Source organism: Paenibacillus ottowii (genome assembly GCF_006874425.1).
Taxonomy (GTDB): Bacteria; Bacillota; Bacilli; order Paenibacillales; family Paenibacillaceae; genus Paenibacillus; species Paenibacillus ottowii.
Genome location: NZ_VIJZ01000004.1, coordinates 34,799 through 54,418, shown reverse-complemented (window position 1 = coordinate 54,418; position 19,620 = coordinate 34,799). Strand labels below are relative to the sequence as shown.

Sequence of the window (19,620 nt, the reverse complement as noted above, 5' to 3'; positions counted from 1 at the left end):
GAGGATAAACAGATGAGTTTAACGCATTGCAATGTGCATTTCTCACAGCAGCCCGACAAGGTGGCGTATATATCCACTGCCTTGTTGAAAAGCCTTAAGTTATCTGGAGCCAAGTCCATTCGTCTGCGCCTTGGCAAGGATCAGATTCCCGCAACCGTAAAACCCATTCAGAAAGCGGGACGCCATCTATACTTGACCTCCGGCTTACGCAATGCAATCCGTGTTCCCAAAAGCGGGGCTATCTATTTGCGGAATCAGGATGGAGATGTGCAGCTTGGACCATTGATTGGAGTACTATCTGATGCTACTAACTCTACCACCCGTCCTTTCGGATCACGCACAGGTTTTATTAAGCAACTGCTGAAGGAGGGAAGCAAAAAATCTTATATTTTTGCCTTTACTCCAAGGGATATCAACTGGCAAACGGATACGATTAACGGTTATTTTTTGTCATCCAGCGGGGAGTTTACACGTAAAATCGTACCTCTGCCGGACGTGATCTACAATCGTTTGCCAAGCCGTCGCTCTGATTTTTCCCCAGCGATCAATCAACTACGCGAACGCTTTTCACGCAAGCGAATTCCTTTCTTTAACTGGAGTTTTTTCAATAAATCCGATATCTATCATCTACTGGAAAATAATCCAGAGGTTAACCGCTATGTCCCTGAATCCTATATGAATCCTAGCTCTGAACGTATCCGAGGTATGCTGGAGCGGCATCAATTTGCTTATTACAAGCCAAGCAGCGGCAGTCTCGGTAAAGGAATCTATCGCCTGTCGTATGTCCCCAAGCAAGGATATTTTGTAAGGTACCGGAAGAAAAATAGCAATGTATTGCTGCGATTCACCTCTTTTAATTCCATGCTGCGGATGCTCCACTCTAATAAGGGGCAGACACTAAAGGGTTACGTCATTCAACAGGGCATTCAGCTGATCGAAATTGATAATTGCCCAATTGACTTCCGGTTCCATATGCATAAAGACGGCAATAACCAATGGGTCGTCGTTGGCATTGGAGCCAAAAAAGCCGGACGTGGAAGTGTCACAACCCATATCAAAAACGGCGGTTCCCTTATGACACCCGAGCAAGCGCTCGGTCGTGTATTCGGTGACCGGGCGGGTGAAGTGCTTCAACGTGCCAAGAATGTAGCAGTTACGCTAGCAGAAGCAATAGAATACCATCACCAGCATCTACTGGGTGAAATCGGATTTGACCTGGGCATCGATCAGGATGAAAAGGTATGGATGTTTGAAGCCAATTCTAAACCAGGTCGATCCATTTTTCAGCATCCTTCGTTGCGTGCGGAAGGTAAAGCATCCGTGGAGCATATTTTGGACCACTGTCTTTACCTCAGTAAATTCCGCAGAAAAGAGGAAATATGAATACCCAGGTGGAGCAAAAACCAGTCGTTGCCGTATTGACAGTGCACGACGAGGTACAACTTTTCAAGGGGAATCAGCGAAACTTCAGGGATATTCTGGAAACCGGAACACGCATGGGGTATCAGGTGTACATTGTTACTGTCAGGGACTTGAAGCTGACCGATGAAACGGTGAAGGGCTACATCTATAACAAAAACTCACAGACGTGGGAGGAACAAAGTTTTCCAACCCCACAGGTCATTTACAATCGTATCCCCAATCGTAGCTATGAGCTTAAAACCTCTGTGCGCGCAAAGTTGGATGAAATTTCGCACGCCCCAGGCGTTGAACTGTACAATCCAGGCTTTTTTAACAAGTGGGAGCTGTTCAAATGGCTCCGTACCTCGGAATCCACGCGTCAACTTGTTCCGATCACCAAGCGATTAAGCGATCTGTCTTCCTTAGGAAAAATGCTGTCCGCGTATCCATACCTGTATCTCAAGCCAGAAAACGGCAAAGCAGGGAAAGGGATTATGATTCTCAGATTCAGCCCAGAGCATCTGATGGCATACAGTTTGACGATTCAACATGACAAAAAAAGCATCACCTACCGATCTGTATCGTTGTCTCGGCTATGGGGACGTATTCGCCGGGAGGCAGGCAAATCGCCCTATATCATTCAACAGGGGATTGATCTGGCTACCTATCAGAAAAAGCCGTTCGATTTGCGCATTCTGGTGCAAAAAAATGCCCGTGGCGCATGGAGCATTACCGGAGTCGGTGCAAGATTAGCGGGTAAGGGAAGTATTACAACACATGTTCCGCGTGGGGGAAGTGTAGAGGACCCGTTCAAGCTTCTATCCTCACTCTTTGGACCTGAGGAAAGCACAGATTTGCTGAATAAGGTTAAAAGTACAGCCATTCTGATTGCACGTCAAATTGAACGCGCATCCGGTCTTTCTCATGGTGAAATGTCCATGGATCTGGGTGTGGATACACTCGGAACCCTCTGGTTTTTTGAAGCCAATGCCAAACCGATGAAATTCGACGAGCCGGATATCCGCCAAAAATCACTTAGACGTATTTTTCAGTACAGCTCCTTTTTGGCCGAGCGAATGAATTAATACCAAGGAAGTGGAATCATGCCGCAAATTAGCAATGTTCAACATTTGCCTACCCGCAGTTGGGTACTGAGACGACGACAGTTGCTGTTTCTGGCTCGCAGTTCAGGCGGCATGCGCATTACTCGTAATGCTCTGCGGCAGTTGGCTGTTTTAACGCCAGAGCAATTGAACGCTCCTGGCTCCTCTCTCCTGTGCGCATATGTGCGCACGGAGAAGGGGCTGCGGATTGCCGGATTTTCCCTCGCTCTGAATTTTGGGAAGGATGCTTGCATCGTGATTGTTCGTCCGCTTTACCGGGGCCGCAGACTGGGCGCTAGACTGCTGTCCGCCCAGCTCCAACAGCTGCGCCGTCTGACGTGCAGCGTAGCCACCGACAATATGGCCAGTCTCAAAACCTGTTTCCGTGCTGGACTTATTGCACATGAAATGACGACTGGACCGACAGGGAAGCCCACGCTGATATTTTGTGGGGAATTATCCGAAGATGAGCAGACGGCAGAGGAAGGTGGAATGCTGTGCCAAAACCTGTCCTAGGCATCATGACTTTGTATTTGAACAGTAAGAAGCAACTGGAGGAACGCGATATATATGAACGCATGATTGCAGAAGGGAAAAGGCTGGGACTGGATATGTATGTATTCACTCCTGCGGATGTCCATAAGGATCGCAGACTGCTCCTTGCCCAAATTTATGATCCGCACAGTGGTAAATGGACTCGTAAATGGCGACAATTTCCCGATATGATTTTTGACCGCTGCCGGGTGCAGCGTAGCGAGCGGTATCGCCAATTAAAGAAATTTCGCTTGCAGTATACAGACCTTGTGTATCTAAACCGACCGCTGAGCAACAAATGGGCCATTCATCAGCAGCTTGCGAGAAAGGCTGCCTTTCGCCCCCATCTGCCTGCAACAGATCTGTTCGACGGATTTCATAGTGTAAAGCGAATGCTCAAACAGAATTCACTAGTATACCTCAAGCCAATTAATGGTACGGGTGGTCGCGGCATTTTACGTATTGAACCTGTTAACAAGCAAAGCGGCCTGTATCTGATTGAAGGGCGTAATCACAAGCGCCATATTATTCCCCAGCAGCGGGTACGTCTGGATCGTCTGGAGCCGCGTCTGAGCAGCTGGAACATGGATAACTACATTGTTCAGGAAGGCATTCCTGTGCAGTTGCCGAATGGCAGGGTCCATGATTACCGTATGCTGGTACAGAAAAATAGCCAAGGCGTATGGGAGCTAACGGGATGTGCCGGGCGGATCGGAGCACATCGGAGTGTCACTTCCAACCTGCATGGTGGAGGCAAGGCCGTACCGATGAAGGAATTGCTAACGCAATGGATTCGGGATGAAGACCAGAGAGAGAACATCATTAAGCAAGGGGAAAAGCTCGGACTGGACATCGCTGCATATCTGGAAGAAAGCTATGGGGCATTATGTGAGCTTGCGCTCGATTTGGCAATCAATAAGGACGGTCATATCTACGTGCTTGAGGTCAATCCGAAGCCGGCCCGCGAAGTATTTTCACGCATTGGCGAAAAAGAAACCTATCGTCGTGCCATCACCCGGCCCATGGAGTATGCCTTGTGGGTCTACCATACTCAGATTAATCCCAAGCCGCAGGCAGAACAAAAAACAGAAGATCAAACAGAGGATAAGACTGAGAGTAAAGCAAAGGAAGGCTCCGCGTAAGTGGCTGCCTTCCTTTGTTTTGTCGTCTGTCTTACATCGTTTGCATGTATTATTTATAGGGTACATCAAAGCTATTTATAACCCTTATCTGTGTTTTCACAGTTACTCGGCGTTTTTATAAAGCGTAAGCAGCTGCGTAAAGTCCGTAATAATCGCATCGGACCCTTCCAACTCATCATTCACACCAAATCCAGCATAAGCGCAGCCAATCACCGTTTGCCCGTTCTTTTTGCCAGCTTCCACGTCTGAGGAACGATCTCCCACCATCCATACATTCGAAATATCGTGCTTGCTTAACAGAATTTCTAGCAAATTCACCTTGGAAAGCGTACTGTATTCCCCAGCGCTGTACAAGCCTTCAAAAATAGGAACCATTTCATACGCAGCAGCGATCCCCTTTACATAATCCTCCAGCCCGTTACTAGCTACGAATAAACGGACACCTTGCTCATGAAGTGCCTGGAGTGTTTCTTTTACATGTGGATACAGGGCATGACTTCCATTCTTCAACCCCTCCAGCTCCAGCTGAAGCAACAACTCGTCCGCTCTTCTATGAGCTGCTTCACTGGCTTCTGGCATTACTCTTCTCCAGATTTCATCCAGCAGCATACCCAAACTATTCAAAATGAGCTCCTCGGGAGGAGTCTCGCCTTCATAAAGTCCTTCGGCGCGCAGCGTATCAAACAGCTTGTGGTACGCAGGAAGCAGCAGCGTCTCCGTCTGAAAAAGTGTTCCGTCCATATCAAATACCATAGCCTCAGGTTTCTTCAACACAGGTGCATTGTTCATGTAGTTATCAGTCATTCCTTTCCTATGTAAGTTTACACTCCGACCCCTCTCATGATAAGCAATAAGAGAGGCCCGTGTAAACCTCATTGCGCATACCATTAACTCTTATATTTTTTTAGAACAGTCCTAAAACAATGTAAGCCACCCCACATATCTGTGTGCAGAGCTCCCCGTGGAAGCTGGAGATCTACACCACTCCAATACGAAAATCCCGCCTTTTCTATCCATTGTTCCATCGCCGAAAGATCCACTGTAGGGTAATCAAACGTCAACAGCAGCATTCCGTCATCCCTTAAAGTTCGGTGAAATTCACACAAGGCTGCCAAAGATTCATCAGGCGTTAAGTGCTCCAACACGGAAATACATACAATTTTGTCAAAACTGGCATTCTCATAGGGCAGGGCGGTCAGATTGGCATGTGCGGTGTGGAGCCGAACCGGTAAAATCTCCTGAATGCGTTCGGCGGCCTCCTCTCCAATATCCCGCCGTACCTCGGCCAAGATGGCATCCACAGATACAATTCGTATATCTAGATCACAGGCATAGACCTGAGCGCAACGACGGGCCAACTCAAATTTAAATGGATGAGGGATTCCACATGCCGCGTCCAATACTGTATCTTGCCCGGACATTAATTGGAGACACCATTCATACTCATAGGGACGACTCCACCAGCTTTGAGGGAGTCTGTAAATCATGTTGGACGAGTTGGGATCAGAATATACAAAAAAGCGAGATAGGTACGGGTCAGCCATATCCATAAATGTAGCCTCCTTCGGGGATATTTAGATTACCCTTGCTACACAGCATAATTCATGACCCCGTTTCTCGCCTTGAAGCTTAGCCAACAATCCCATTTGCTCTGTAAAAGTAAGCTCACCGTACAAAGGGTGTGCTTGCAGCAAAGCATCCAGATCAGAGGGAAGCTGACGGGTGAACAAAGACACTGGACGCAGGCCGGACTTTTCCAGTAAGAGCGTCAGCGTATGATCCGAATAATGGTACAAATGATCTTCCTCCGTATATAAAGGCGAGTTAACGCCATAAGCCTCATTGGTAAACGAGTTTTTATTAGGCACCGTAATATATAACGTCCCATCAGGTTGAAGGTGTGCGCGCAGATCTGTCAAAAATGCGACCGGGTCCGCGATATGCTCCAGCACATGCCAGCACGCTATGGCTTCGTATGGGTGCTCCAGCGATAAGTCCAGTTCTTCCTCTAAACTTTCGGCCCCAATCCCTTCCTGATCTTCGTGATCTCGGTGAATTTCCACGGATTGTTCTGTTTGAGCATCTAATTCTGTTTCACCGTTCCAATAGCCGGGTAATAGCTCTACCTCATAATTGCATTTGGCATAAGCACGCGATTCACTGGAAGGCTCAATACCCACTGCATTCCAGCCAGCTTGGAGGGCAGCATGGATAAATTCTCCGGTACCTGAGCCAATCTCAAGCAGCTTCCCTTTTGCGGGACTGAACATATCGAGCAACATGAGTCCAAAAAGGGCATGATCCCCATAGGTGGACGCCGCTGCACTATCTCGCATAGCAACCCAATTGGCATTATAAATCTCTGCTATCATTTCCTCAGTCTGAATATGATCCACATCCTTACGAAAAACCAATCCACAGGAGCCGCAGCCCATCAAGGTAAAGCGTTGATAATCATGAAATACTATCGTGTCAGATGAGCCACACAGTTTGCATTTTACACTCTGCTCCGCCCCCTTCACCTTCTCCTTGCCATAAGATGGGTCCTTGATTTCACTTTTAATTTGTAGATCGGGTTTGTCAATGACCTGCACACTGGCCACCTTGGCGACATCCGGTGCGTGTACCTGCTGGACAGGTTCATGTTCTGATGCAGGTTCTTTTTCTGTATTTTTGTTGTTGTCCTGGTCCACCCAGAGTGTAAGCCGTGGGTTCGAGTCCAAAATGGAATCATACTGCTCTTTCCATCCATAACGAGCACTTGGGTCAAGCAGCTGGTACCGCTCAAATTTGGCCATACGAATAGCAGGGGTATACCATCCCCAATGTTGAATACGGTAGTTGCTGATCTCAGTGGGAAGATCAAGTACATTTTCGGGTAATCTCCCACAATGCAAGGACTGCTCCTTCCATTTATAAGGGAACCCTTCTTTATATCGAATTAAAAAAGGACGGTAATAACGATGGGCCTGCCAATAATCATCATCACGATAATGCGTGGAAGACCACATATCAAATAACCTGAAACAAATCGTATCTGCTTTCGTTCCCGCTAACAAAGAATGTACCCCTTGGGCAAAACGGGATTCAAACATTTCGTCAGCATCCATGCTTAATATCCATTCGGGAGAGGAAGCCAATGTCTCTCTCCACTGCTGCTTTCGCAGTTCGACTTCATTGGTAAAAGAGGGGGTTTCATTGCGGATCAGACGCAGTGGGATTCCTTGCAAGATCTCCCGGCACAACTCTGCGCTATTGTCATGACTACCATCATCAATAATGACTGCTTCGTCAATGTATTCCCGGTGACTCAGCAGCACGTCTGTAAGCTTGCGATTTGCCTCATTGTATACCGTCATGGTCAGCGTCAATTTAGGATTAGAGACAGGCGGTGTATAAAGCTCGCTTTGTCGTGGACCCGTGAACGTTGGTGGTACTACAAACGAATCCGCCGTGTACTTAGCAAAGATAGCAGTTTCACGAAGATGATCGGGTATAACTGGAGGGTCAAGGAACTCAGAGGGGCTTGAATCTGCTGGATGATTGAAGGCTGAACCGCTGGGAGAAGTATTGGAATGTTCCATATGTGTTAAATGCTCTGGATGTTTGGAAATAAAATACTTTAGGGTGGATAATAGCTGTTCTGCCTTCATTCGATCGGCTTCCCGATATAGATGCATTGCCGGATAGTGTGTGTCCACAAAAAGTGGAAACCCAATTGCAGCCGCCCGAATACAAAAATGTCGATCTTCTCCCCAATAAGAAACGTTTTTGATTTTACCAAAATGAATTCCTGCTTCCAACGCCCGTCTGCGGATTAGGGTACAAGCGCCTAGCCCACCCACCTCATACAAACCTGGAACATGCAACTGGTGTATAAAATGTAACTCACGTTGCGCTCGCTCCTCTGCCGACAATACCTCGCCATCTTCGCGGTGGAACAAATTATATTCATCACTGACCCACACTTGAGGCAATAGCGGTCCTTCCGGTTGCCAACGCGTCCAGAAAATTTCTGATACGATATCTTTTTCCGTCTCCACCAGCCTGCGCAAGGTACGTGAATGAAGAACCAGGTCCGAATCAACCAGAAACAACGCGTCATAATTGTGCTGAAGCGCATATTCAATAAGACGATTTTTAAAGCCAGCCACTTTCCAGACGAGAGCAGGCGGCCAATAATGAGTGTGCTCATCACTACGGTGCTCTACTTGCTGTGAGCCTGTTAACAAGGGGAGAACCCGACCTGGAAGCCGATTGGAAAAGTCAACTAGCCACTGACTTGAAATCGGATTGTCATTATCATCGACAAACAAATAATCCGGCAGCACCTCAGGTGCCTCCAGACGCTCCAAGGCTTGAAGAAACAAAGATAAAATTTCCGGCTTCTGGTGCACCGGGCTGCCGATTAGTATACGCATGTGTCAACGCCTCCATCAGGCGGAAGCCTCATAACCGTTCCCCCTCCATGTCCTAACGCATACCCTAAGTTCGACCAAGCGATATGGGAGTGAGCGTGGTATAAATGGACTTACGCCCGAAAATATCAATGAAAACGACATGAATCCCAAATACAATCTTCCCATTCAACCATAAAACCCATCCTGTCGCACGTCCTATCCTGGAATGTCACGCACATCGCTCAATCCATACTCTCCCCCCAAACATCCAACTTTGATTTTCTAATTTTATTAGAGCAGAACTGGATTTATGATCATCACATCATCTCTACTCGCGCCGTCGAAATTACTACATAATGAGCAAGCTATCCTAATAAAATGGGGATTATACCTAGTTTTTTGGGAGGGACAAAGAGCATGGTAACTGTCAGCTTATGCATGATTGTCAAAAATGAAGAAGAAGCCCTTCATACCTGCCTGAAATCAGTCCATGATCTGGTGGATGAAATGATCATCGTGGATACTGGCTCTACCGACAGAACCCAAGAGGTCGCTGCATCATTTAACGCTCGTATATACCATTTTGAATGGTGCGATGATTTCTCCGCTGCCCGCAATTATGCGTTTGATCAGGCAACGCAAGAATATCAATTTTGGCTGGATGCCGATGACATACTGGAAGAAAAAGATCGATTATCCTTTCTCAACTGGAAAAAACAAGCCTCCCTCTCCTATGACAGTATTACCATGGATTATGTGCTTTCGGTAGATGAACAGGGACAGCCGTTGTATAAGCTCAAAAGAAACCGAATTGTACGGCGTGATCGCAGATTCAGATGGATCGGATTTGTTCACGAATTTCTGAATGTCACAGGCAGCACCTTTCACAGTGATATGGCTGTGACTCATAAAAAAACGCGCCCTCACTCCGACCGTAATTTGAACATATATCTCAAGCAGCGGGAAAAAGGCACCGTTTTTTCGGAACGAGATCACTACTACTTCGCCAATGAGTTATATGATAACGGGCGTATACTAGAAGCCATTCAGCAGTACGAACACTATCTGGAGGTGAATCGAGGGTGGACAGAAGATCGGATTGCTGCCTGCTTTAAGCTAGCGGAATGCTACGGTCGCCAAGAACAAAAACAGAAGCAACGTATGGCTCTGCTCCGCACACTTACCCTTGATGTACCACGCGCGCAGTTCTGCTGTGTTTTCGGCAATTTGTTCATTGAAGATGAGCAGTATGCTCAAGCTATATATTGGTTTCGTCAAGCGACGCTGATCGAGCCCTCGGAAGATGTGATGGCCTTAACCAATTCGTCGTACTATACCTGGTTTCCACACTTGCAATTATGCCTGTGTTACGACCGAATCGGCGACATCGAACAGGCAAAATCGCATCATCGCATAGCTCAGTTGCACCATCCCACTCATCCAAGCGTCTTATACAACGAGCAGTATTTTGCACAACTAGAGCAACAGAAATAAGGAAGACAAATACTGGCTAAAGGCAGGGACTTGCCATCCCGTTCGGGATTTCCTGCTCTGAAGTTAACATTCATGCTGTGCTGGGCGTACTTAAAAAAGTCGATTCCTCCTATAGGGAACCGACTTTCTTGGTTTGAAATTCGTGATATAAAATAGTAAAAAGTCGCTCCTCTTTATCATTCCAGGTGTTTTTCGAACCACGTGAGCGAATCTTTCAGGGCTTTTTCTGGATTCATAACATACCTTCTATCCAATAATTCCAGACCTAGATATCCCTTATAATCTATACTGTTAAGTTCCCTTAACACTTCCGTCATTGCTAATCTGCCTTCTCCGGGCACCAGATGTCCTCCAGGATTACCATCCACAAAATGTATATGCATTAAATTATTTCCCAGTTCCCTTATAAAATCATGAATGGTATCCTTTCCTGTAGTTTCCATCACATCCGTATCCGCTAAACCTTTTAAATAGGGGCTCCCAACTTCTTTTATCATCTTGGAAATGTGCTCGGCTCTATTAAACACCTGTGTAGTAAAAGAGGTAAAAGCCTCCACGGGAAGGTAAATCCCCTCTTTTTCTGCTGTTTTACATATTTCGCCTAAAGATTCTCTGCACCATTTCCACATTTCTGTCTCATCAACATCCAAGTAGGCGATGCCTGTGGTCACCAACACTTTGTCACACTCCGGCAAAGATGCAGCTTCAATATGCCGGCAAAAAAACTCAACACTTCTCTTTCTATACTCCGGATCAGGATGACTGATGCTTACCGGGTAGACATACTGTTCAGGGGTAAAGCAGATCGTCTTTAACCCTCTTTCTTTTATTTTTGTATTTAATTTTTTTATATCCTGATACCTAAAATAGTCTAAATGGAGATGTGGACCTGAAGCCCACAATTCAATATTATGGAATCCAAGCTTTGCAACAGAATCTAAAAAATACTCCAAAGAATATCTTTTATAATGATAGTTTGCAGCCGCAACTTGTGATATCTGTACCATAATAATTAGATACCCCCTTTTTGCACGACGCTATATTAAAACGCTTCCAAGTAAAGTAGCTAATATTACAGATAAAATAATATTAATCATTCCAGGTATCATAAAACTGTGGTTCAATACATATTTACCAATTTTAGTCGTACCCGCTGTATCAAAAGATATGGCAGCAAGGCACTGAGCAGATACTGGTAAAAAGAAGTTTGCATTTACAGCCATCCACGCTCCAATGATGATGTAGGTAGGCAAATCAAGTGCAATGGCAATAGGTATCATAATTAATGTTGTGACACCTTGACTCGTAGTTAAAGCAGCAACGATAAACATGATAACAGCAAGCATCCACGGATGGCTATTTACAATCGTAGCAACATGATCTTGAATAAAAGCGGTTTGTCCGTTAATAAAGGTACTGCTCATCCAGGCTAACCCAAAGGCACAAACCATAGCCAGCGCCCCTGCCCTGAATATGGGCCCGTTAAGAATCGTTTCAATCGCAGGACGGCATGCGATAATAATCATAGTAGCGCAGACTAGCATAATCATTTCAATAGTATGCGGCATTGATAGACTAGTAACCTCGCCATTCAGCACCCAGGATGGACGCAGCTGAGTAAACATCCCCATAATAACAATGGCTAAAACCCCCACCAAAAAGAGAACAACAGCGGCTTTCGCTCCTTTTGAAGTTTCTTTTTTCTCAGCCTTCTTTTCTGATTTTTCAATTAAACCTTCTGCCAATCTATGCAAATATTCCGAATCTTCAGATAATTCTTTCCCTTTACGCAATGTACACACCGCACTTGTAATGACACCTAAGAGTGTAGCAGGTATGGAAATGACCAAGATAGTTCCCAAACTTACTCCAAGGGGTGACATAAATCCAATCATAGCAGCAGTAGCTGCTGAAACCGGCGAGCAAGTTACTGCCTGTTGGGAAGCAATGATACTATTTGAAATGGGTCTTTCCGGCCTGATATCATTATCAATGGCAAGCTTGTTGATAATAGGCAATAAACTATATACGACATGCCCGGTTCCTGATAAGAAGGTAAATAACCAGGATATGATTGGAGCTATGATTGTAATATTCTTAGGTGACTTACTAAGCATTTTCTCTGCAATCTGGACGAGTAAGTTAAGTCCGCCTGAAGACTGCAGCGCAGAGGCAGCCAATACAACCGCTAAAATAATCAACATTACATCAATGGGAGGAGCCGCTGGTTGGATATGAAAGATAAATACAAAAATCGCTACGCCCACTCCACCGAGCAAGCCCATAAAAACATCGCCAACTCTAGCGCCGAAGAAAATGAGTAAAAAGATGATCAATAGCTCAAACCAAAACATAAGAATTCTCCCTTTTTTTGATTTTACGAACTTTACCGATCTTTCATTATCTACAAGGGCGTAGCCGCCCTTCATTGAATACGCTTACAAAATTCTTATCCTGCCTATTCTTCCGAGTCTGAACAACGAGTGGGTGTGCCGTGGCCAAAAGCTCCGTTTATCTGGCATATTTTAGCCGCAAAAACCGCTCCTTTTTCCATACTTGCTTTGATACTCCGAAGCATATCCTCATCTTCACTGTAGAAAATCTTGCCGGCTTTAGAGCTTCTAATCATCTCTACAATAAAAGCGGTTATATAAGAGTCCCCCGCTCCCATCGTATCCACGGCATCCGTCAATACGGCCGGCTGGTGCATCCAGTGATCTTTATAGAGAGCAAATGATCCATTTTCCCCCACAGTACCCATCACTATTTTTGAACCGAATTTCTGCGCTTTTAGCATTTCTCTTTTTCTTTCAGCTTCCGTTAAATGACTGCATGAAAGGAATGAAATGTCCGCATACCGGCATATTTGTTCCAAATATTCATCATTCCAGCGTACCGAAAAATCATAAGAGATAGGTACATTCGTTTTTTTTAATGTTGCGAGATCCTGCTCTATATAGCTATTTAGACTGGTATGAATTACGGAGAAATTTTTAATGTAGTTCAAGTCACTTTCCGTAAAATCCCATGCCTTTTCCTTTGCAATACCGCCTTTATTGGAGCCCAGAAATACACGATCACCGTCTTCCAATGTAACCCGTGCATACCCATTTTCCCCTTCAAAAATCCGGCAATGATTATGTTCAATCTCTAAATCGTCTATAACCTTTTGAATATACTGAGCTATAGGATCATTACCAAACTTTCCTAAATAAGATGCCTCCATCCCACACATTCTGGCATACGCACAAAAGTTCAAGGCATTTCCACCAGGGTACATCATACCCTGGTGGACATATTTATCTACTACATTGTCACCAATGCCAATAACCTTATATTGTTCCATAAGAATATCCCCTCTAAAGGTTGCTAAAAGATTAATATTCAACCTTCCACATATATCTACGAGTTGTAAGCGGATGCGCTCTTTCAACGGCCAAAGCTTGATTATAAACGGGGTAAACATTATTAAATAGGGAATGATTGAAGTAATCAACCACAGAGCTGTCAATGGTAGACAGTCCCAAATCCTTTGCGTCTAACACCTCTACCCTCTGGGTATAACGGTTAAGGAACTTTAACGCTCTTTCATCTAAAGCTCGGGTACTTCCTTCAGAGACCTGAATGACAAATGGTATTTCAGCATCAGTAATCTCAAATGGCCCATGGAAATATTCACCTGAATGTATGCTGGAAGAGTTAATCCATTGCATCTCCATAAAAATGCAGATGCTTTGCATATAGGCAGCCCCGTAGCCAGCTCCGCTTGCCATGGTGTAGATTACGGAATCATCTTTATGGTTTTTCGCAAAAGCCAGCGCACGTTTTTCCACGTGTTTGCACGCATTTTTAACAATTCGATCTATTTTTCCTACTCCGTCCAGGAATTTTTCATAATGCTCATATCCCTCGGTCTGATTTAATACCTCTACCGCCGTCATTAGTGCTTTCATGGTTTTTTCGCGGGCAATATCTTTGCCATCCCCAAATGTGTACTTCACCACATAGTCTGCTTGTTCTGTAATAGGAGAATCTTCAACCCATGTTAATGCAATAACTGGAACTCCTGCTGTTTTACCTAATTCTGCGGCCTTCACAGTCTCTGGTGTATTCCCTTTATGTGATGCCACTACCAGTACTGAATTTTCTCCAAATGCTCTAGGTGTGTTATGCACAAACTCATTACTGGTATAAAGACCTACCTTAACTTCCCTTGCTTCTTTTTCAAGAAATGTTTTTGCAGGATAAAAAGCACCATAAGAACCGCCGCAAGCTACATAATATACCTGCTTAATACCGCCAGCCTCTTGTTTATTTGCTACAATTTCTTCAATAATTTTTTTGATTTCCATTATCATTTCCTCCTTGTATGATACATTTTCTTGTTTTCCATTCCACACCGGTATATGTATTGGAATGTTCTAAAAAAACAATAACACAAAACAATACATGAGGCAATAACACTTTACTACTTTTTCTAGAGTACTGCTTCAATCCCCCCGATTTTTAAAGGATAAACCCCTATTGTAAGGGCTTACAAGCTATTCATAAATTGTATATGCTGTTATAATATAAGCATGCTGATATAAAACAATATAATACATTTATAAAAACTTGATTTGGAGGTTGAACTGCATGATTGATCATTCAGAATCTTCACCGTTATATAGACAGCTGCAAGAAAAAATTTTAGATTCCATCCACAACGGTACCCTAAAACCAGGAGACAAACTCCCTACAGAATTAGAATTAAGTGAAGCCAATAATGTGAGTCGTGTAACTGTCCGTGCGGCACTGGATTCCCTTACCTCTGAAGGTTATTTGGTACGTATTCCGGGAAAAGGAACATTTATTACAAAAGATAAAATTAAAAAAAATGTCGTAGAGACCATTGGATTTAGCGATACTTGTAAATTACAAAATAAAGTGCCTGGTGCCAAAGTAATAAAATGCGTGATTGAAGATGCTACAGCATCGGATCAGGAACATTTAGGTTTAATGCCAGGGGATAAAGTTATCAATATAGAAAGAATCAGGTATGCTGACAATGTGCCGGTATCTGTAGAGTATTCACGTTTCCCTTCTTCTTTTTCTTTTTTGTTACAAGAGGATTTAAATAATATATCTCTTTATGATATTTTAAAAAATAAACATAAGATTACATTTGGAATATCAAGAAAATATATAGTTATGGAATTTGCCTCTTTTGATGTAGCCACCTATTTAAATATTGAGGAAGGCTATCCTCTGCTGTGTATTAAAAGCACCGTTTGTAATCCAGACGGCCAAAAAATCCATCGTTCCAAGCAGTTGATATTAGGGGATAGGTTCGAGTTGATTGTTTAAGATTATAAACAGAAAGGCCACCTGCATTTGCAGATGGCCCTCCCTGCTAAATTCCCTTAAAATACTTTCTTCCGGTCTCTTTCCCCCTTCAAAATTTCTACTGACTCACGAAAACGCAGCGAATGAATGATCTCACGTTCACGCAGAAACTTTAAACTATCCTGCAAATCCACATCATCTGTCAAATCAATCAGCCACTGGTATGTAGCTCGCGCCTTTTCCTCTGCCGCAATATCCTCATATAAATCCGCGATGGGATCGCCTTTGGCTTGAATATAGGTCGCGGTAAAAGGAACCCCCGCCGCGTTTTCATAAAATAACGCACGATCATGTGCCGCATAATGTTCGCCCAGACCAGCCGCCTTTAATTGCTCCACACTCGCATCCTTCGTCAGCTTATAAATCATCGTTGCAATCATCTCGAGGTGGGCAAATTCTTCCGTCCCGATGTCATTCAGTACACCGATCACTTTATCCGGGATGGTATACCGCTGATTCAGGTAACGCAAAGCTGCTGCGAGCTCTCCATCCGCTCCCCCGTACTGCTCCATAAGCAACTTGGCCATGTGAGGGTCGCATTTGCTGACACGTACAGGATATTGCAGCTTTTTCTCATATACCCACATTCATGTTCCTCCTTTATTAATGGTTGTACCTGCTTATACCTGCCACGGCCAAGGCGCTTGATTCCACTCCCAAGGATACTTGGAATAAGCGCGACCAAAATTTTGCAAAGGTCCATATAGGAGTTGGTATTCATTAGCAATGGCCGTTCTTTCCTGTGTCAGCTTGTTGAACTGCTCGATAGCCTGCAAATCATCCGGATGTGTATTCAGATACAAATTCAACTCGACCAACACAAAGTCCACCGCTTGGAGCTTCTCCAATAGCGCGTAAAATTGAGCATCACCCGGTTTGGTTTGAGGCGCATAGCCTTGAACCGGGATTCTGGGCTGACTATAGTCTTGAGCTTGACTTTGATACTGGTTTTGATATTGATACTCGTTCTGGTATTGATACGAATTTGAATAGGGGCTTTGAGGTTGACTAGGCTGTTGATGTCCACTCTCATACTGAATTTGCTGTTGAAATTGATTTGGGGACTGACCTTGATTTGGATTCTCCATGTTATTCGCCTCCCCCCTGGTTTCTCCTAGGCTCATAAGGACTGTAAAGCAATGGCCATAGCGTTCCTTTCGTCAGCGCCTCTTCTGGGCTGAATTGCGGCAGACCAGGGGGCTGAAATTGTACAAACAAGTTCGGCGGAAGCACATAAGTCTTGCATAGAATGGGCGGACAAGGATCGAACGGGCCGACAAACGGGGCATACTCACCTTGCTGTGGAAATTTCACGGGCCGGGACCTCCTTTAATTGATCCATCTGCTTTACTATTCAACATATGCCGCATCGCCCAAGTCTCGAACAGAAAAATTTGTTCAAAGAAATAAAACTCAAAAAGAGCCTATAAAACCACGGTAATGTGGATTTATAGGCTCTTTCTTAGCACTCTATATAACTTTTTTATCTGAACTGATCATGTTATTCTCTGTGGATCAGGATTCCTTATCGCTAGAAAGCTCATCTTCATTGACCAGATCAGGTTTGCGGTGAATTTTCACTCTCATGATACGAAGCCTTGTTGCTTCCTCCACTTCAAAGGTCAGATTATAGAACTCTATTTTCTTCCCTTTCACCGGACTGCCTTCCAATTCCTTGAACAGCCAACCTCCGATGGAATCCACCTCGTCGTCCTCAATGTTCACTCCAGTCAAATCATTCACATCCTCTATGAGCATACGGCCGTCCACCGAGATGAAGTCTTCCTTCATTTCCACGCTTGGACGTTCATCCTCAAACTCATCATAGAGATCCCCGACGATTTCCTCCAGAATTTCCTCCGCTGTTAGCAGACCGGCGGTCCCCCCGTATTCATCCACCACGAGAGTCATTTGGGAATGTTTTTTCTGCATAAGACGCAGCACATGGCTTACTTCCATGGACTCAGGCACATTCAGAATAGGACGCACCACCGAGGCCAGATCCAGTTGCTCGCCCTGCTCGGCTAACAGAAGATCTGTAATATGGACAAAACCGATGATCTGATCCTTATCCTCCACCGCTACCGGATAACGGGAATGCTTGGTGTCACTGATAATTTTCAGATTTTCCTTAAACGATAAATTCGTGTACAAGCAATCCATATCCGTACGCGGCAACATGATCTCACGAGCAAGCAAGTCGGAAAAATCAAAGATATTATCCATCAGCTTGATTTCATCCTTATCAATTACACCGCTTTTGGCGCTCTGATTCATCAATATCCGGATCTCTTCCTCCGAATGTGCCGCTTCAGCTTCACTCGCCGGCTGAATGCCGAATGCCCGTAACAGCATGTTTGCGGCAGCATTCAACACCCAGATTACAGGCAGAAAGACCTTATAAAACAGCAGCAAGGGCGCCGATAAAACCAACGCCACACCTTCGGTTTTTTGAATCGCCAAAGACTTGGGAGCCAGCTCGCCCAATACAATATGCAAAAAAGTAATGACGCAAAATCCGACGACAACGGATACCGTTGTAATCAGTGTACCGTCAGTTACACCGAGTTTGTGCATGAGTGGCTCTATCAGGTAGCCGGATACTGCTGGCTCACCAATCCAACCTAACCCCAATGAAGCCAGCGTAATGCCCAATTGGGTGGCAGACAGATAAGCATCCAACTTTTTGTTCACCTTCAACGCATAGCCTGCCAGGCGATGACCCTCACTTTGGAGCTGCGTCAATCGGGATTGGCGCATTTTGACCAGCGAAAATTCTGCGGCCACAAAAACACCGTTTAGAAAGACAAGCAGCAGTACCAAGAAGAGATTCACCCCTAGCAATCCCCAATGAAACTCGGTATGACCATCCAATACGAACTCCCCATTTCTTTAGTTAGCATTCTGCATCATTCGACTCGCAAGCTTTTCAATTCCGTATTTATGATTGGAAACTGTAATTGGAATCATGTAAAAATGCTTATAATTGCAATGCTTTTCTTGATTTAAAGTCTACACCCTTGTAATACATATCTGCTACGAGTAGATTCGGTCCGCAACACGCAGCCGCATCACAATGACAGTTCACGGTCTGATTCAACGGATGCTCATTCAGCCATTCACCAAAGATATTATCCAGACTGCTTTCCTGAATGTTTCCGAAAGCTGGAATGTCTGCAAAATCCGTTACATATACGCTCCCCGTGAACATATTCACATTTACACGGTTTCTTCCGTCCGGATCGTTACGCACCGTAATATTCGGCTCCTGTCTCAAACGGCGAAGCAATTTGCGGTCTTCCTCCCGGTCCGAACAAGCAAAGAATGGTAATGTACCAAACAACATCCACATGTCCTGATTTCGTACATCCAGCAGCTTATCAATCGATTTCCGCATATCATCGAGAGAAAGTACAGGCAACGCAGAGGCAAAATTCGACGCGTACATCGGATGAACCTCATGCCGTCGGCACCCCATTTCGTTAATCAACTGATGAATGCCCTCCAGCTTCGTGTGTGTCCGATAATTAATCATGGACTCGGCTGAAATGAACATGCCCATTTCGCTCAATCTGCGTGCATTCTCGATCATTGTTTCATACAGGCGAACAGCACCCGCGCGTGGGGTCGGACGTCCAGTATTGGCAAATCCAACTTCATAAAAATCGTCCGCATTCAGATAATTAAACGAAATATGCATGACATCCAGATACGGAAGCATCTTCTCATATCGACGGATATCCAATGTCAGGTTGGAGTTGATTTGCGAACGAATACCGCGCTCCTTGGCATATTTCAACAGCGGCACAATCACTTCGTCCACTGTTTTATCCAGCAAAGCTGGCTCTCCGCCTGTAATACTAATAGTCTCCAGATGCTCAACTTCATCCAGCCGCTTCAGCATTAGGTCTAAAGGAAGGAAAGGAGCCTCCTTCATAACCAGCATGTCGCCGACAGCGCAATGCTCACAGCGCATATTACATAAATGTGTTACGGTCATTTCCACACTGGTAAGCAAATGACGGCCATGTGTACGCAGTGAGACAATCGGGTCCCACGGATCATAGGTTGGCGATATTTGGGGCAGCGTGTTATTTTGTAGAACTGTCATTATGTTTTCACCTTATTTCTGTTATTAACCTTAAAAGACATATAATTATC

Annotated in this window: 18 protein-coding genes; 6 read left to right on the top strand and 12 right to left on the bottom strand. The window is 44.7% G+C overall.

Annotated elements, in window-relative coordinates:
- Positions 1-12: 12 nt before the first annotated feature.
- From FKV70_RS10295 to FKV70_RS10280, 4 genes are read left to right on the top strand one after another with little or no spacing between them, the layout of a single operon-like run.
- Entirely contained in the window at positions 13-1,383 is a 1,371-nt protein-coding gene (locus FKV70_RS10295; RefSeq protein ID WP_063213130.1) for a YheC/YheD family endospore coat-associated protein, read from the top strand.
- The gene (locus FKV70_RS10290) at positions 1,380-2,486 is read left to right on the top strand and encodes a YheC/YheD family endospore coat-associated protein (protein ID WP_142612783.1); all 1,107 of its coding nucleotides are present in this window, start codon (positions 1,380-1,382) and stop codon (positions 2,484-2,486) included. The genes FKV70_RS10295 and FKV70_RS10290 overlap by 4 nt, the downstream gene beginning before the upstream one ends.
- A gap of 18 nt (positions 2,487-2,504) precedes the next feature.
- A complete protein-coding gene (locus tag FKV70_RS10285; protein WP_142612782.1) occupies positions 2,505-3,020 on the top strand; it encodes a GNAT family protein in 516 nt (171 codons plus the stop codon).
- Positions 3,002-4,180 carry a YheC/YheD family endospore coat-associated protein gene (locus FKV70_RS10280; protein WP_142612781.1) on the top strand — a complete coding sequence of 393 codons (1,179 nt, stop codon included), beginning with the start codon at positions 3,002-3,004 and terminating at the stop codon, positions 4,178-4,180. The genes FKV70_RS10285 and FKV70_RS10280 overlap by 19 nt, the downstream gene beginning before the upstream one ends.
- Positions 4,181-4,282: 102 nt before the next feature.
- Here FKV70_RS10280 and FKV70_RS10275 read toward each other — a convergent pair whose 3' ends face one another.
- The 3 genes from FKV70_RS10275 to FKV70_RS10265 all read right to left on the bottom strand — a co-directional run bounded on the left by FKV70_RS10275 (position 4,283) and on the right by FKV70_RS10265 (position 8,601).
- Entirely contained in the window at positions 4,283-4,984 is a 702-nt protein-coding gene (locus FKV70_RS10275; RefSeq protein WP_016819605.1) for an HAD family hydrolase, read from the bottom strand.
- An 83-nt stretch (positions 4,985-5,067) separates the two neighbouring features.
- Positions 5,068-5,730 carry a class I SAM-dependent methyltransferase gene (locus FKV70_RS10270; protein WP_142612780.1) on the bottom strand — a complete coding sequence of 221 codons (663 nt, stop codon included), beginning with the start codon at positions 5,728-5,730 and terminating at the stop codon, positions 5,068-5,070.
- Between the two features lie 24 nt (positions 5,731-5,754).
- Positions 5,755-8,601, bottom strand: a complete 2,847-nt coding sequence (locus tag FKV70_RS10265) for a methyltransferase domain-containing protein (RefSeq protein ID WP_142612779.1) — start codon at positions 8,599-8,601, stop codon at positions 5,755-5,757.
- Positions 8,602-8,997: 396 nt separating this feature from the next.
- Between FKV70_RS10265 and FKV70_RS10260 the strand changes: the two genes are divergently transcribed.
- Complete coding sequence (locus FKV70_RS10260) at positions 8,998-10,074, top strand: glycosyltransferase (protein WP_142612778.1); 1,077 nt, start codon at positions 8,998-9,000, stop codon at positions 10,072-10,074.
- A 176-nt stretch (positions 10,075-10,250) separates the two neighbouring features.
- Here the strand turns inward: FKV70_RS10260 and FKV70_RS10255 are convergent, their stop codons facing one another.
- The 4 genes from FKV70_RS10255 to FKV70_RS10240 form a co-directional block, all read right to left on the bottom strand.
- Complete coding sequence (locus FKV70_RS10255; protein ID WP_142612777.1) at positions 10,251-11,081, bottom strand: sugar phosphate isomerase/epimerase family protein; 831 nt, start codon at positions 11,079-11,081, stop codon at positions 10,251-10,253.
- Between the two features lie 30 nt (positions 11,082-11,111).
- Complete coding sequence (locus tag FKV70_RS10250) at positions 11,112-12,428, bottom strand: anaerobic C4-dicarboxylate transporter family protein (protein WP_142612776.1); 1,317 nt, start codon at positions 12,426-12,428, stop codon at positions 11,112-11,114.
- 104 nt (positions 12,429-12,532) lie between these two features.
- On the bottom strand, positions 12,533-13,420 hold the full coding sequence (locus tag FKV70_RS10245; RefSeq protein WP_142612775.1) for a PfkB family carbohydrate kinase: 888 nt from the start codon (positions 13,418-13,420) through the stop codon (positions 12,533-12,535).
- 31 nt (positions 13,421-13,451) lie between these two features.
- Entirely contained in the window at positions 13,452-14,426 is a 975-nt protein-coding gene (locus FKV70_RS10240) for an SIS domain-containing protein (RefSeq protein WP_142612774.1), read from the bottom strand.
- 283 nt (positions 14,427-14,709) lie between these two features.
- Here FKV70_RS10240 and FKV70_RS10235 point away from each other — a divergent pair, with 283 nt between their 5' ends.
- Positions 14,710-15,420, top strand: a complete 711-nt coding sequence (locus FKV70_RS10235; RefSeq protein WP_063213141.1) for a GntR family transcriptional regulator — start codon at positions 14,710-14,712, stop codon at positions 15,418-15,420.
- 56 nt (positions 15,421-15,476) lie between these two features.
- On the opposite strand, the gene FKV70_RS10230 is transcribed toward FKV70_RS10235, so the two are convergent.
- The 5 genes from FKV70_RS10230 to yfkAB all read right to left on the bottom strand — a co-directional run bounded on the left by FKV70_RS10230 (position 15,477) and on the right by yfkAB (position 19,570).
- Positions 15,477-16,046 carry a manganese catalase family protein gene (locus FKV70_RS10230; RefSeq protein WP_126666898.1) on the bottom strand — a complete coding sequence of 190 codons (570 nt, stop codon included), beginning with the start codon at positions 16,044-16,046 and terminating at the stop codon, positions 15,477-15,479.
- 33 nt (positions 16,047-16,079) lie between these two features.
- The gene (locus FKV70_RS26535) at positions 16,080-16,547 is read right to left on the bottom strand and encodes a spore coat protein CotJB (RefSeq protein ID WP_142612773.1); all 468 of its coding nucleotides are present in this window, start codon (positions 16,545-16,547) and stop codon (positions 16,080-16,082) included.
- A gap of 1 nt (position 16,548) precedes the next feature.
- Positions 16,549-16,773 (bottom strand): spore coat associated protein CotJA, encoded by a 225-nt coding sequence (locus FKV70_RS10220; protein ID WP_142612772.1) that lies wholly within the window; start codon positions 16,771-16,773, stop codon positions 16,549-16,551.
- Positions 16,774-16,974: 201 nt separating this feature from the next.
- Positions 16,975-18,333 carry a hemolysin family protein gene (locus FKV70_RS10215; protein WP_142612771.1) on the bottom strand — a complete coding sequence of 453 codons (1,359 nt, stop codon included), beginning with the start codon at positions 18,331-18,333 and terminating at the stop codon, positions 16,975-16,977.
- A 106-nt stretch (positions 18,334-18,439) separates the two neighbouring features.
- The gene (gene yfkAB / locus FKV70_RS10210) at positions 18,440-19,570 is read right to left on the bottom strand and encodes a radical SAM/CxCxxxxC motif protein YfkAB (RefSeq protein WP_142612770.1); all 1,131 of its coding nucleotides are present in this window, start codon (positions 19,568-19,570) and stop codon (positions 18,440-18,442) included.
- Positions 19,571-19,620 lie beyond the last annotated feature (50 nt).